Source organism: Acidisoma sp. PAMC 29798 (assembly GCF_030252425.1).
Taxonomy (GTDB): domain Bacteria; phylum Pseudomonadota; class Alphaproteobacteria; order Acetobacterales; family Acetobacteraceae; genus Acidisoma; species Acidisoma cladoniae.
In genome coordinates, this window is sequence record NZ_CP126994.1 from 1,030,070 (window position 1) to 1,042,867 (window position 12,798).

Here is a 12,798-nt window from a genome sequence, read left to right on the forward strand (position 1 = left end):
CGATTACATCATCGCCATGACGTCGTGGAGCATGCTGTACATCATGCTGGGCCTGACGATCAGAAGCACGACGATGAGCGCCACGAATGCGAGCACGACCCCGATGGCGATGCGGATCGGCGCGAATGAAACTTGGGACGCGGAGGACTCACGGGGCATGGTCATACCTCTTTTTGTTTGGGGTGATGCGCTGGTCACATTCCGCCGAACCAACTGAACCCCTTCTTCTCCCAAAAACCGGGAGAATAGGTGTTGGTCACCTCGATTGCGGTGATCCACTTCGGATTTTTATATCCGAGCTTGGTCGCGGTGCGCAGTCGCAGTGGAAAGCCGAACGGGTCCGCCAAAACCTCATCCGCATAGCCCGTTGCAAGCAGCGTCTGCGGATGCAAGGCTGTGGCCATGTCGATGCTGCTTGGATAGTCATCGGCGGTTCGGAAATTGACATATTTCGCGCGCAGATCGGCGCCGACACGTTCCAGGAACGTGCGTAGCGTCGGGCCCGACCATTCGCCGATATAGTCCCAACCTTCGACGCAAATATGTTTGATGACCATGTCGCGTTGCGGAAGCATGGCGAGCCGCGTCGGTGTCCAGGGGGTTTTGTCGGTCACGAGACCCGACACCTCAAGCGCCCAGGTCGCGCCATTGACCGGCTTCACGTCCATCACATCGTAATAAGCGTTGAACTTCGGCGGCTTCAACACGCGTGACTTCGGATAGGTCGGGGCCAGCTTCGTCGGATCGAACAGCTGTTGCTGCACCCAATCATTTAAGGCCGAAATTTGACGCAGGCCGAGTTCGACGGAATGATTTGAGGCGACATCGCATCCGGTCAACATGGTCAGCGCGCCAAGGGAAAGGCCGCCCCGGATCAATCCCCGACGCTCCAACCCCCGGATGAGCGAGCGATGATTGTCGAGAATGGCCGCATCGGGGGGCGCCGTTGGGCGGAAGATCGATCTCATCGCGCCGTTCCTCGTGTCGTCACGCGGGGGCCGCCGGCCACCATGGCCCACAATGTGCGCGGCACCAGCAGCGCAAGCGCCACATGCACCACCAGGAAACCGACGATCACGGCCATGCCCGTGAAATGGATGACACGCGCGAACTGAAAGCCGCCGAGCAACGAGACTAGCCAAGAGAATTGGACGGGCTTCCAGATCGCGATGCCGGTCACCACTTGCGAGACGCCGGCGAGGATGACGATGATATAGAGCAGTTTCTGGACCGCGTTGTACACGGTCAGATCCTCATGCGCGATATGCAGATGCAAGGTTTCCCACACGGTCGTCACGACATCGCGTGGTGTGATCGGCAGCAGCCGTTCGCGAAGTCGTCCTGTCGTAAAACCATAGATGAGGTAAGCAAGGCCGTTCAGCGCCAGCAGCCACATGCCGGCGAAATGCCAGAGCAGGCTTTCAGCCGCCCAACTGCCCAGGCGCATCCATCCCGGAAAGTGCAGACTGTGGATGATGACGTAATCGTCGTAGATACCCCAGCCGGAGGTGATCATTACGATCATCGCGACCGCGTTCACCCAATGCATAATGCGCACAGGAATTGGATGTAGACGGCGGGTGGGCATCGTCGGCTGTACAGGCACCATGTCTCGCTCTCCCGACCGATCGTCGTGTGTTGAACCTATTGGTTCCCGGTCATGCGCTGATACGCTAGGCTCGGGTCATGGAATGGATGCTATCTGTGCATTGATCTGGTCTTCGCGTGAAGCCTGATGGAAGTTACCCGCTTAACAGCCGGAGCGTAACAATCATGACGTTGATGGTCGCACGCGGTGCCTTTTATGGCATGCTTCTCGCCAGCGCGGCGATGGTCTTGCCGATGGCGGCGGTCGCGCAGAGCCCGATGCCGGGCGGCATGCCGCCACCGCCCGGTATGAGCCTGGCCCAGTCCGCCGCCATGCGCTTCCCCCAGCCCGTTCGCGTCGGCGATCTGGTCGGTCGGGACGTGCTGCAACCTGTCGAGAGCCGACCTCTGTTGGGCACCGTCAGGCAGGTGGCGCGCGCGCCAGACGGCACGCTCGTCGTCGTCGTCGCTCTCGGATCCGTTCTGGGCGTCGGTGGAAGATCGGTCGCAATCCCCGTCGATGCGATGGTTCTGCTGGGAGACGAGATGGAGGTCGTGGCCTTCACGCCGGCGCAGCTGGCCGGTTTCCCGACCGCGCAATCGGCCGCGACGACCGGGCTTGCACCGGATACCATCATCAAAATCGGCCTCGCCAAACCGTCTCACTGACAGTCGCAGAATTGCATACCGCGGTGGTCATGACCGAGATCGACGTCGAGACTGCCGAGCCGCTGTTTCGCCGCACCGTGCAGGCGCTGGCGGCGGGTGATCCGGCTGCGGCCGCCTTGCTTCCGGACCTCGAACGCTTCCCCGATTACGGCCCCGGCTGGCTCGCGGTGGGCGATGTGCTGCTGCGGGCGGAGCGGCGGGAGGCGGCGCTGATCGCCCTGCGCCGGGCGGTGCGCGCCGCACCGCAATCCCGAGACGCCGCCCATCGGCTTGGTCAATGCTTGATCGCACTCGGCCAGCGGGACGCCGCGATCGCCACCTTCCGGCATGCGCTGACCTGCGATCCCCGCGCCGCTGAGACCTGGTACAGCCTCGGTCTCGCTTTGCAGGATGGCCAGCATCACGCGGAAGCCTCGGACGCCTATCGGTCTGCCGTCAGGGCGCGCCCGAGTTTCCACGAAGCCGCGCTCAACCTCGGCATTGCCTTGCAGGAGCAAGGACGGATGGAGGAAGCGCTCGATGCTTATGCAACCGCTTTCCGCAGCCGCCCTGAGAGTTTCGGCCGCATCGCCCAGGCCCTCGTCTCGGGTCGCGCTGGGGCGCTATGGCTCCGGCCCGAGGCCTTGCGGGATATCCTCGCCGCCCGCGTCAGCGCCTGAGCGCGCGGCGCGAAATGCCTTGCGGTAGTGACCGGGACCGCTAAGCAGGGTCTGCGCGGTGTCGTCGTATTGGCGGATCTCGGCCTCATCGAAGGCCATGTAGTCAAGCACCAGTGGCTCGCGCGGAACCGGAATGCATTGCGCGACCGGCATGCCGCGCGGCAGCACGCCTGAGAAGGACGGGTCCAGCCAGACGGCTGGAAACAGAATGCCGACGTCATGGAAGCGATCGGCATCCACCAGGCCGCTCAGTAGCCGGAACGGCAGATCGGCGCGATTGACGGGATGCGTCGCGAACAGCGACCAGCCAGGCTCCAGCGCCATCGTCCAAAAGCTGTTGAACTTGACGATGACCTGGCCCGGCTGATGGAAGGGCGTGCCTTCGACCTGCGCGGGCGCATGGAAACTCAGCGGCGCGCGTGGATGGGTGGTCGCGCCGAGCGTCGGGATCGGCCAGTCCCAGCTCAGCCGCCCGGCCTCCACCCGCACGTCGCAGGGCAGGGGAATGATGAAGCCCTGCGACATGGCATCGACGAAGGGCGGACAATGCTTGACCGTGCGGATATCCTCGCCGTGGAGATCCGAGAAGGCATGGCGCGGCATAGTTTTCAGCCAGTCGGGCAGCGAAAGGCGGGCCGGTATCGGCTTGGGGATCACATCCATCAACGCCGGATCGCACCGGAAGATGATGCGCATCAGTCGTCTTCTGGCGTCATCGCCAGCCGCACGGCGCGCTGCCAGCCGCGATACTTGCGGTCCCGCGTTGCGGGATCAATGTTCGGCACGAACCGCCGATCGATCGACCACTGGCGCGCGAATTCCTCTGGCTCGGGGCAAAGCCCGGCATCGAGCCCGGCGAGATAGCCTGCGCCCATCGCCGTGGTTTCGCGAAAGGTCGGACGCTCCACCGTCACGTCCAGCATGTCGGCGAGGAATTGCATGGTCCAGTCATTGGCGGACATGCCGCCATCGACGCGAAACACCATATCATCGGCCGGTTCGCCGTAATCGGCCAGCATCGCCTGCAACAAATCCCGCGTCTGGTAGCCGACACTTTCGAGTGTCGCGCGGGCGAACTCCTTCTTCGTGGTGCCGCGCGTAATGCCGGTGATCAGGGCGCGGGCATGGCTGTTCCAATGCGGCGCACCGAGGCCGGTGAAGGCCGGCACCAGATAAACCGGCTGGGCGGGGTCTGATACTTCGGCGAGCCGGCCGGTTTCGGATGAATTCTCGACAAGTCCGAGGCCATCGCGCAGCCATTGCACGCTGGCGCCTGCCGAGAAGATCGAGCCTTCGAGCGCGTAGCGCCGCTCGCTGCCGCGCTGCCAGACGATGGTGGTGAGCAAGCGATGGCGGGAGCGTTTCGGCGCCGTGCCGATATTGAGCAGCACGAAACCGCCGGTGCCGTAGGTCGCTTTGACCGTGCCGGGCGCGAAGCAGGCCTGGCCGATCAACGCCGCTTGCTGATCGCCGGCGACGCCGCGAATGGCGATGCTGCCGCCGAGCAGATCAGGCCGGGTCGTGCCGAAACTGCCCGCACAATCGCGGATCTCAGGCAGAAGGGCGGCGGGCACGCGAAACAGGCGAAGCAAGTCTTCATCCCAGGCGCAGGTGCGAATGTCGCAGAGCAAAGTGCGGGAGGCATTGGTCGCGTCGATCGCATGCACCTTGCCATCCGTCAGGCGCCACAGCAGGAAGGAATCGACGGTGCCGAAGGCGAGTTCCCCGGCCTCTGCGCGCGCGCGCGCACCCGGCACATGATCGAGCATCCAGCCGATCTTGGTCGCAGAGAAATACGGGTCGAGGCGCAGCCCCGTGCGCTCGGCCACCAGATCGGCATGGCCGGCAGCCTCCAAAGCCTCACAGGCGGCGGCGGTGCGGCGGTCTTGCCAGACGATGGCATTGTAGATGGGGCGGCCGGTTGCACGCTCCCAGATCAGCGTCGTCTCGCGCTGATTGGCGATGCCGAGGCCGGCGATGTCATGTGCATCGAGGCCGGCCTGGGCGAGAGCGCCACGCGCCGTGCCCAACGCCGTCGCCCATAGCGTTTCAGGATTATGCTCGACCCAGCCTGGGGAGGGGAAAATCTGCGGAAATTCTTCCTGCGCACTTGCCACCGGTTTCAACGCCGCATCGAAGACGATGGAACGGGTGGAGGTGGTGCCTTGGTCGATGACCAGGATATGGGACGCCATGCGCTGTGCCGTTCATTTTATCGAAAAGGGGGACTCGTCACCGAGCCCCCCCCCATCGTCACGTCAGACCGAACTCAGGTCTATTTGGGTGCCGACCAGCTCTTGATGAGCTCGTCGTAATCCACCGTCTCGCCCTGCGGCTTCTCGTTCGCCAGCTTGCGCTGCGGAGCGAGATTGCCGTCCTGCTCAGCCTTCTTGTACCAGTATTCGGCATCGCGCGGCTTGTTCATCACCGGGCCGAGCTTGCCCTGCACGCCCGAGCGCTCGATGCGGCTCATGATCGCATCCTGATCGCGGGCCAATCCGTCCATCGCCTGTTGCGGGGTCACCGAACCCGCAATGGCGTTGGACACGTTCTGCCACCAGACCTGCGCCATCTTGCCGTAGTCAGGCACGTTGACGCCGGTGGGGGTCCACTGCTTCACGGCCGGGCCACGGTAGAATTCGACCAGGCCGCCCATCTTCGGCGCGGCATCCGTCATCGCCTCACTCTGGATGTCGCTCTGACGAATGAGATGCTGTGTCGACAAGGCTTTCTTGAGGCTGACGCTCTTGGAGACGCTGAACTGGGCATAGAGCCAGCCGGCCTTGATCTTCTCCATCGGTGCGTATTTCAGCATGGTCCAGCAGCCGCAATCCTGGTAGCCGAGCTTCATGCCCGTCTTCCAATAGGGTCCATGCGGGGAGGGGGCCATGCGCCATTTCGGCGTCCCATCCGCATTCATCATCGGCGAACCCGGCTGATTCATGGTGGCGGAGAAGGTCGTGTACCAAAAGATCTGCTGCGCGATATGGCCCTGGCCCGGAACCGGTCCGGCTTCCAGGAAGTCCATGCCGGCCGCTTCCGGCGGTGCAAACTTCTTCAGCCAATCGACGTATTTCGTCAGCGCATAAACCGCTGCCGGGCCATTCGCATCACCGCCACGGGTGATGGAGGAGCCACGCGGAAGGCCGCCTTCGTTGCGGATGCCCCATTCGTCGACCGGCAGGCCGTTCGGCAGACCACGATCGCCGGCGCCGGCCATCGACAGCCAAGCATCGGTGAAGCGCCAGCCGAGGGACGGGTCCTTCTTGCCGTAATCCATGTGGCCATAGACGCGCACACCATCGATCGTCTTCACGTCGTTGGTGAAGAAGTCGGCGATGTCCTCATAGGCAGACCAGTTGACGGGAACGCCGAGTTCATAGCCGAACTTCGCCTTGAACTGCGCCTTCAGTTCCGGACGCTTGAACCAGTCATACCGGAACCAGTAAAGGTTCGCGAACTGCTGGTCGGGAAGCTGATACAGCTTGCCATCCGTGAAGGTGCCGAAGGACAGGCCGACAAAGTCCTTCAGGTCGAGGTTCGGATTGGTAACGTCCTTGCCGTTATTCGCCATAAAGTCGGTCAGCGAACCATCGACGATGTCGTTGTAACGCGGATGCGTGCCGATGAAGTCGGAATCGTTCATCCAGAAATCGTAGATCGGATGCCCGGACTGCATCTCGACTTCGATCTTGTCGACGAGGAGACCCTCATCCATCAGGTCGTGGTTGACCTTGATGCCGGTGATCTCGGCGAAGGCCTTCGTCAGAACGCTCGACTCATATTGGTGAATATTCAGAATTTCGGATACGCAATTGACCTGCATGCCCGCGAACGGCTTGGCCGCATTGATGAACCATTCCATCTCCGCCATCTGCTCGTCCTTGGAGAGCGTGGAGGGCTGGAACTCATTATCGACCCACTTCTTGGCGGCATCCGTCTGCTGCGCATGGGAGGGCGCAGAATGGAGCAGGATGGCGGCGCTCGCGGCAGCGGCGGCACCCCCCTTCACAACGTCACGTCTCTTAATTTCCATTTTTTCGTCCCCTCGTTCCGGCGTCGCGCGTGACATCACGCGCAATCTTTTTCCGGTTGTTGTTAGGTCCTAGGCGAAGCGGAACATCGCCGCGCCGTACAGAATCGCGATCGCCACAGGGTACCAAAGGTTGTCCCCACCGGTGATGCGAATCCATAGGATAAAGATGAAGGCCGAGCCAACGAGCGACACGAAGAAGCGGTCGCCGCGTGTGGTCGGAAAGCCCAGGATACCGCGTTTCGGCGTCTCCGGCCGATAGATCGCGAGCAGCGTCAAGATCAGGAGTGCCAGGGCGATGAGGCCAAAGAAGCCCGCCGTCCCCCAGGTCCATGCCATCCATGCCATGTGCCCGATCCCTTAGACGCGACCAAGGGCAAAGCCCTTGGCGATATGGTTGCGGACGAACCAGATGACGATCGCACCCGGCACCATTGTCAGCACACCGGCGGCAGCCAGCAGCCCCCAATCCATGCCCGCCGCAGAATAGACGCGGGTCATGACCGAGACGATCGGCTTGGCATTGACGGTGGTCAGCGTGGTGGCGAGCAACTGCTCCACCCAGGAGAACATGAAGCAGAAGAAAGCCGCGACGCCGACGCCATTGGCGATCAGCGGCAGGAACAGCTTTACGAAGAAACGCGGAAAGGAATAACCGTCGAGCGCCGCCGTCTCATCGATTTCGCGTGGCACGCCGGAGATGAAGCCTTCCAGAATCCACACGGCCAGCGGCACGTTGAACAGACAATGCGCCAGCGCCACGGCCCAGACGGTGTCGAACAACCCGATGGAATAATAGAGGTTGAAGAAAGGCATGGCATAGACGGCGGGCGGCGCCATGAGGTTCGATAGCAGCCAGAAGAACAGGTGCTTGTCGCCGATGAAGCGGAATCGGCTGAAGGCATAGGCCGCCGGCAGGGCGATCGTGACGGAGATCACCGTGTTGATGGCGACATAAGTCAGCGAATGCACGAAGCCGAGGTACCAGGCCGGGTCTGTGAAGATCACGCGGTAATTGGCGAGGGTCGGGTGATGCGGCCAGAAGTTGAGGCTCGATAGGATCTCGCCGTTAGTCTTGAAGCTCATGTTCAAGAGCCAATAGATCGGCAGGAACAGGGCGATGAGGTAAATCCCGATCGCGATGCTGCGTCCTTGAATACGCATCACGCGCCCTTTCTCTGATCGAGTTGAGTCATGATGGTAAAGAAGGCGTAGCAGATGGTCAGCGTGATCAGGTTGTAGACCAGGGACATTGCAGCCGCATTGCCGAGGTCGACCTGCCCGAGCGCGATCTTGACGAGATCGAGGGACAGGAAGCTGGTCGCCTCGCCGGGGCCACCGCCGGTCACGACCGAAGGCTCAGTATAGATCATGAAGCTTTCCATGAAGCGCAGCAGCACGGCAATCACCAGCACCTTCTGCAATTTCGGCAATTCGATGTTGCGGAAGACCGACCAACGGCTGGCACCGTCGATGCGTGCCGCCTGATAGAAGGCATCCGGGATCGCCTTAAGGCCGGCGTAGGACAACAGCGCCACCATGCCGGTCCAGTGCCAGACATCCATGACAACGATGGTCGCCCAAGCGGAGATCGGCCCCTGTGTATCGTTGTAGGGAATATGCAACCCGTTCAAGGCGGCGCCGAGCAGACCGATATCCTGGCGTGCGAAAATCTGCCAGATCGTGCCGACGACCGTCCAGGGGATGAGCAGCGGCAGGGCGATCAGCACCAAGGTCGCGCCGACGCGCCAGCCGTGACGGGGAATGCAGATGGCGACCGCAATGCCCAACGGCAGTTCAAGGCATAGAACCACCAGGGAAAAGATCAGGTTGCGGACCAGTGCCGCCGCGAAGCGACCGCCCATATCCGTCGTCGGGTCCAGCAGGTTCTGAAACCAGGCGACGCCGTTCCAAAAGAAGCTGTTCTGCCCCATGGTGTCCTGAACAGAGTAGTTCACGACCGTCATCATCGGCAGTAGCGACGAGAAGAGAACAAAGCAAAGGACGGGGATCACGAAGAACCACGCCCGGTTGTTCCAGGGTTTGTCCATCATGATGAGAGTCCTTCGACCCTATGCTCATCGACATAGATATGCAGGTGTTGGGAGGTGACGTGCAGGCCGGCACTGTCACCCGGGGACAAAGACACGTCGTTCGGCAGCACCGCCACCGCCTCATGCCCGCCGAGCGCCACGCGGACCAGACGGCGACGACCGAGGTCCTCGATCTTCAAGACCCGCACGGGAATGCCGCCCTGTGGCCGCACCGTGGCGTAATCGGGTCGGAAGCCAAGCTGCACGGCGGTGCCCGCTGCCGGCGTCCGGTAATGCGCGCCGAGGTCGAAGGCAATATTGTCCACCACGGCGTGAGTCCCGGCGACCGAGACAGGCAGGAAGTTCATGCCCGGCGAGCCGATGAAATAGCCGACGAAGCTATGGGCCGGGCGCTCGAACAGATCCGTCGGCGTGCCGATCTGCAGCACGGCGCCGTCCTTCATCACCACGACCTGATCGGCGAAGGTCAAAGCCTCCACCTGGTCGTGCGTCACGTAAATCATGAGCATGTCGAGCGCCTGATGCACGGCCTTGAGCTTCGAGCGCAATTCCCACTTGAGGGCAGGATCGATCACCGTCAGCGGCTCGTCGAACAGCACGGCCGAAACATCCGCGCGCACCAGACCGCGCCCGAGGGAGATCTTCTGTTTCGCATCGGCCGTCAGGCCCCGCGCGCGGTGCTTCAACACCGGGCGCAGATCGAGAAGATCCGCAATCTCCCCCACGCGCCGCTCGATCGAAACCTTATCCATGCCGCGATTCTTGAGCGGAAAAGCGAGGTTCTCGGCCACCGTCATGGTGTCGTAGATGACAGGGAACTGGAAGACCTGAGCGATATTGCGCTTTTCCGTCGGCAGGCGGGTGACGTCAGTGCCATCGAACAGCAGCCGCCCGTCTGAGGGAATGACGAGACCGGAGATGATGTTGAGCAGCGTGGTCTTGCCGCAACCGGATGGCCCCAGCAGGGCATAGGCATGGCCATTTTGCCAGACATGGTCGATGGGTTTCAGCGCATAGCGCTTCTCCCCGCCGGCGGGGCCAGGATAGGCGTGGGCGATATGATCGAGGGTTATGCTTGCCATATCCGCGTCCTCAGACCAGTGCCGCGAGGCGTCGTGCGGCCTCGGCATCCGGTGCCCGGATCAGCAGACCCGCCGTGTCAAAAACGAAGATGCGCGTAGGATCGATGCTGATCCCGGCGGCGGCACCGGGTTGCCAGTCATGCACGCCCATCACCAGGCTGACCCAGGTGGCGAAACCGACATCGAGATGGACGAAGCTTTCCGACCCGCTGATCTCGGTCACGGCGACTTTGCCGGGAAAGCGATCGCCGCCGCCCGAGGCGTCGCCGAGCTGCGCATCCTCCACGCGAAAGCCGATCCGGTAAGCACCGTCAGGCAAGTCCGGCAACAGCAGATCGGCGTCGATGCTGCGGCCATCGGGCAGCGTCACCGCCCGACCCTGGCGGGAGACCATCATTTCATTCAAGGGTGGGTCGGAAAAGACACGCGCCGCGTCGATATTGGCGGGCCGACGATAGACCGCCGGCGTCGCGCCTATCTGGCTGACACGACCCTGCCAAAGGGCCGCCGTGGTGCCACCCAGCAGCAAGGCTTCCCCAGGTTCCGTCGTTGCATAGACAAGGATGGTGCCGGTCGCCGCAAACAGCTTCGGCAATTCCTCGCGCAATTCCTCACGCAGCTTGTAATCCAGATTGGCGAGCGGCTCGTCCAGCAGCACCAACTCGGCATGTTTGACCAAGGCGCGCGCAATGGCGGTGCGCTGCTGCTGGCCGCCGGAAAGCTGCGCCGGCAGCCGATCCAGATAGGGCTCCAGCCGCAAAACGCGCGCGGCATCCTGCACGCGGCTTTCGATCTCCGCTTTCGACAGGCGCGCCACCCGCAGCGGCGAGGCGATGTTCTCGTAGACCGTGATGGACGGGTAATTGACGAATTGCTGGTAGACCATGGCGACGGAGCGCTTGCGCACCGGCACGCCGACGATGTTCTGGCCGCGCACATGGATGGCGCCGGTGGTCGGCTTATCGAGCCCCGCCATCAGCCGCATCAGCGTCGTCTTGCCCGAGAGCGTCGGTCCGAGCAGAACGTTCATCACCCCACGCTCGAAGGTCAACGAGACGTCGTCGATGATAATATTCTGGCCGACCTTGAGGCCGACATGATCGAGAACCAAACTCAAACTGCATGCTCCTGCGCGGATGCGATACGCGATACGGCCTCATCCACCTCCGCGAATTCAGATTTCGATAGTCTAAGTCCAAGCTTGCTCCGTCGCCAGAGGGCGTCGGCGGCGCTGCGCACCCATTCGGCCCGCACGAGATAGGCAAGCTCAGCCTCGGTCAGGTCAGCGCCGTAGACGCGGCCAAGATCGGCCATGCTGCGGCAATCACGGAGAAGATCGTCGATGCGCGTGCCGTAGGCCCGCAGCAGGCGGCGGAGGTGGCGGTCGGCGATGAAAGGATAACGCGTCTTTGCCGCCTGCAAAGTCGTTTCGAATCCTTCCATCGGGAAATCGCCACCCGGCAGTGGCTCGCGGCCGGTCCAACCGATCGCGCGGCCCTTCACGGCCGGCAGATGCGGACCCAATTGTTCCAGTGCCGATTCGGCAAGCCGGCGATAGGTCGTGATCTTGCCGCCGAAGATGGACAGCAACGGTGGCACGCCACCTTCCGCGTCCAGCTTCAGCACATAGTCCCGCGTCGCCTCCTGGGCCTTCCCCTCGCCGCTTTCGTCATAGAGCGGGCGCACGCCGGAATAGGTCCAAACGACATCATCAGGCGTGATCGGCACGCGCAGATAATCGCTGGCGGAGCGGCAGAGATAGGCGATCTCCTCGGCGCTCGCATGGACCGACCCTGGGTCGCCCGTATAATCCTGGTCTGTCGTCCCAATGAGCGTGAAGTCCTGCTCATAGGGAATCACGAAGAAGATGCGATTGTCGGCGTTCTGGAAAATATAGCAGCCGGCATGATCATACAGCTTTGGCACGACGATGTGGCTGCCCTGGACCAGCCGCACCGGCGCGCGGCTGTTATTATGCATCACAGACTGCGCAACCTCCCCGACCCAGGGGCCGGCAGCGTTGATCAGGCCCCGCGCCATGATGTGGGTGACGTCGCCGGTTTGCTCGTCCCGCAGCGTGACATGCCAAAGCCCGTCCCGTCGTTCCGCGGACACGCAGCGGGTGCGGGGCGATATAGTCGCGCCAAGGGCAGCGGCGGCCATGGCATTGAGCACGACGAGGCGGGAATCTTCGACCCAGCAATCCGAATATTCAAAGCCACGTTTATATTGCGGCTTCAATAGCGCGCCTGCCTTGTCGCGCGTCAGATCGACCGAGCGTGTCTTGGGCAGTTTCTTGCGGCCACCGATATTGTCATACAGAAACAGCCCCAGGCGCAGCATCCAGCGCGGGCGAAGCTTCTTGTGATAGGGCAGCACGAAGCGCAACGGCCAGACGATATGCGGCGCGATGCCCCATAAGACCTCCCGCTCCATCAGCGCTTCACGGACCAGTCTGAATTCGTAATATTCGAGGTATCGCAACCCGCCATGAATCAGCTTGGTCGAGGCGGAGGAGGTGCCCGAGCCGAGATCCTTCTGCTCACACAGATAGACGCTCCATCCCCGTCCCGCAGCGTCACGCGCGATGCCGCACCCGTTGATGCCACCACCGATGATGGCGAGGTCATAGAGTCGCGGTGCTGGCGAGGAGTCCAAAGACGTTCATTCCCGTAGAGCGCGTTCTATGCGCGCCCCTTCTAAAACGAATAAAT

General features: G+C 62.3%; 14 protein-coding genes. 2 read left to right on the forward strand and 12 right to left on the reverse strand.

Going from position 1 to position 12,798, the window contains the following annotated elements; all coding sequences use genetic code 11:
- Positions 1-3: 3 nt before the first annotated feature.
- From QP803_RS04965 to QP803_RS04975, 3 genes are read right to left on the reverse strand one after another with little or no spacing between them, the layout of a single operon-like run.
- A complete protein-coding gene (locus QP803_RS04965; RefSeq protein WP_284946618.1) occupies positions 4-159 on the reverse strand; it encodes a hypothetical protein in 156 nt (51 codons plus the stop codon).
- Between the two features lie 35 nt (positions 160-194).
- Positions 195-968 (reverse strand): molybdopterin-dependent oxidoreductase, encoded by a 774-nt coding sequence (locus QP803_RS04970; protein WP_284946619.1) that lies wholly within the window; start codon positions 966-968, stop codon positions 195-197.
- Positions 965-1,609: a cytochrome b/b6 domain-containing protein gene (locus QP803_RS04975; protein WP_284946620.1), complete on the reverse strand. Its 645-nt coding sequence runs from the start codon at positions 1,607-1,609 to the stop codon at positions 965-967. Before QP803_RS04975 ends, QP803_RS04970 begins: the two co-directional genes overlap by 4 nt.
- 164 nt (positions 1,610-1,773) lie before the next feature.
- Between QP803_RS04975 and QP803_RS04980 the strand changes: the two genes are divergently transcribed.
- Positions 1,774-2,256 (forward strand): hypothetical protein, encoded by a 483-nt coding sequence (locus tag QP803_RS04980; protein WP_284946621.1) that lies wholly within the window; start codon positions 1,774-1,776, stop codon positions 2,254-2,256.
- A 29-nt stretch (positions 2,257-2,285) separates the two neighbouring features.
- On the forward strand, positions 2,286-2,915 hold the full coding sequence (locus tag QP803_RS04985; RefSeq protein ID WP_284946622.1) for a tetratricopeptide repeat protein: 630 nt from the start codon (positions 2,286-2,288) through the stop codon (positions 2,913-2,915).
- Here QP803_RS04985 and QP803_RS04990 read toward each other — a convergent pair.
- From QP803_RS04990 to glpD, 9 genes are all read right to left on the reverse strand, one after another.
- Positions 2,859-3,611 carry a hypothetical protein gene (locus QP803_RS04990; RefSeq protein ID WP_284946623.1) on the reverse strand — a complete coding sequence of 251 codons (753 nt, stop codon included), beginning with the start codon at positions 3,609-3,611 and terminating at the stop codon, positions 2,859-2,861. The genes QP803_RS04985 and QP803_RS04990 overlap by 57 nt on opposite strands.
- Positions 3,611-5,110, reverse strand: coding sequence for a glycerol kinase GlpK (gene glpK / locus QP803_RS04995; RefSeq protein WP_284946624.1), 1,500 nt, complete (start codon positions 5,108-5,110; stop codon positions 3,611-3,613). The genes QP803_RS04990 and glpK overlap by 1 nt, the downstream gene beginning before the upstream one ends.
- Before the next feature lie 80 nt (positions 5,111-5,190).
- Positions 5,191-6,951: an ABC transporter substrate-binding protein gene (locus tag QP803_RS05000; RefSeq protein WP_284946625.1), complete on the reverse strand. Its 1,761-nt coding sequence runs from the start codon at positions 6,949-6,951 to the stop codon at positions 5,191-5,193.
- Positions 6,952-7,020: 69 nt separating this feature from the next.
- Positions 7,021-7,296, reverse strand: coding sequence for a DUF2160 domain-containing protein (locus QP803_RS05005; RefSeq protein WP_284946626.1), 276 nt, complete (start codon positions 7,294-7,296; stop codon positions 7,021-7,023).
- A gap of 12 nt (positions 7,297-7,308) precedes the next feature.
- Entirely contained in the window at positions 7,309-8,112 is an 804-nt protein-coding gene (locus QP803_RS05010; protein ID WP_284947828.1) for a carbohydrate ABC transporter permease, read from the reverse strand.
- Positions 8,112-9,002: a carbohydrate ABC transporter permease gene (locus QP803_RS05015; RefSeq protein ID WP_350356064.1), complete on the reverse strand. Its 891-nt coding sequence runs from the start codon at positions 9,000-9,002 to the stop codon at positions 8,112-8,114. The genes QP803_RS05010 and QP803_RS05015 overlap by 1 nt, the downstream gene beginning before the upstream one ends.
- Positions 8,999-10,084, reverse strand: a complete 1,086-nt coding sequence (locus QP803_RS05020; RefSeq protein WP_284946627.1) for an ABC transporter ATP-binding protein — start codon at positions 10,082-10,084, stop codon at positions 8,999-9,001. Before QP803_RS05020 ends, QP803_RS05015 begins: the two co-directional genes overlap by 4 nt.
- A gap of 10 nt (positions 10,085-10,094) precedes the next feature.
- Positions 10,095-11,201: an ABC transporter ATP-binding protein gene (locus QP803_RS05025; protein WP_284946628.1), complete on the reverse strand. Its 1,107-nt coding sequence runs from the start codon at positions 11,199-11,201 to the stop codon at positions 10,095-10,097.
- Positions 11,198-12,742 carry a glycerol-3-phosphate dehydrogenase gene (gene glpD, locus QP803_RS05030; protein WP_284946629.1) on the reverse strand — a complete coding sequence of 515 codons (1,545 nt, stop codon included), beginning with the start codon at positions 12,740-12,742 and terminating at the stop codon, positions 11,198-11,200. The genes QP803_RS05025 and glpD overlap by 4 nt, the downstream gene beginning before the upstream one ends.
- Between the last annotated feature and the right edge of the window lie 56 nt (positions 12,743-12,798).

Excerpts from the sequence above, each read along its gene's own strand:
- QP803_RS04965 (WP_284946618.1), bottom strand. The coding sequence starts at position 159 with ATGCCCCGTGAGTCCTCCGCGTCCCAAGTTTCATTCGCGCCGATCCGC.
- QP803_RS04970 (WP_284946619.1), bottom strand. The coding sequence starts at position 968 with ATGAGATCGATCTTCCGCCCAACGGCGCCCCCCGATGCGGCCATTCTC.
- QP803_RS04975 (WP_284946620.1), bottom strand. The coding sequence starts at position 1,609 with ATGGTGCCTGTACAGCCGACGATGCCCACCCGCCGTCTACATCCAATT.
- QP803_RS04980 (WP_284946621.1), top strand. The coding sequence starts at position 1,774 with ATGACGTTGATGGTCGCACGCGGTGCCTTTTATGGCATGCTTCTCGCC.
- QP803_RS04985 (WP_284946622.1), top strand. The coding sequence starts at position 2,286 with ATGACCGAGATCGACGTCGAGACTGCCGAGCCGCTGTTTCGCCGCACC.
- QP803_RS04990 (WP_284946623.1), bottom strand. The coding sequence starts at position 3,611 with ATGCGCATCATCTTCCGGTGCGATCCGGCGTTGATGGATGTGATCCCC.
- glpK (WP_284946624.1), bottom strand. The coding sequence starts at position 5,110 with ATGGCGTCCCATATCCTGGTCATCGACCAAGGCACCACCTCCACCCGT.
- QP803_RS05000 (WP_284946625.1), bottom strand. The coding sequence starts at position 6,951 with ATGGAAATTAAGAGACGTGACGTTGTGAAGGGGGGTGCCGCCGCTGCC.
- QP803_RS05005 (WP_284946626.1), bottom strand. The coding sequence starts at position 7,296 with ATGGCATGGATGGCATGGACCTGGGGGACGGCGGGCTTCTTTGGCCTC.
- QP803_RS05010 (WP_284947828.1), bottom strand. The coding sequence starts at position 8,112 with ATGCGTATTCAAGGACGCAGCATCGCGATCGGGATTTACCTCATCGCC.
- QP803_RS05015 (WP_350356064.1), bottom strand. The coding sequence starts at position 9,002 with ATGATGGACAAACCCTGGAACAACCGGGCGTGGTTCTTCGTGATCCCC.
- QP803_RS05020 (WP_284946627.1), bottom strand. The coding sequence starts at position 10,084 with ATGGCAAGCATAACCCTCGATCATATCGCCCACGCCTATCCTGGCCCC.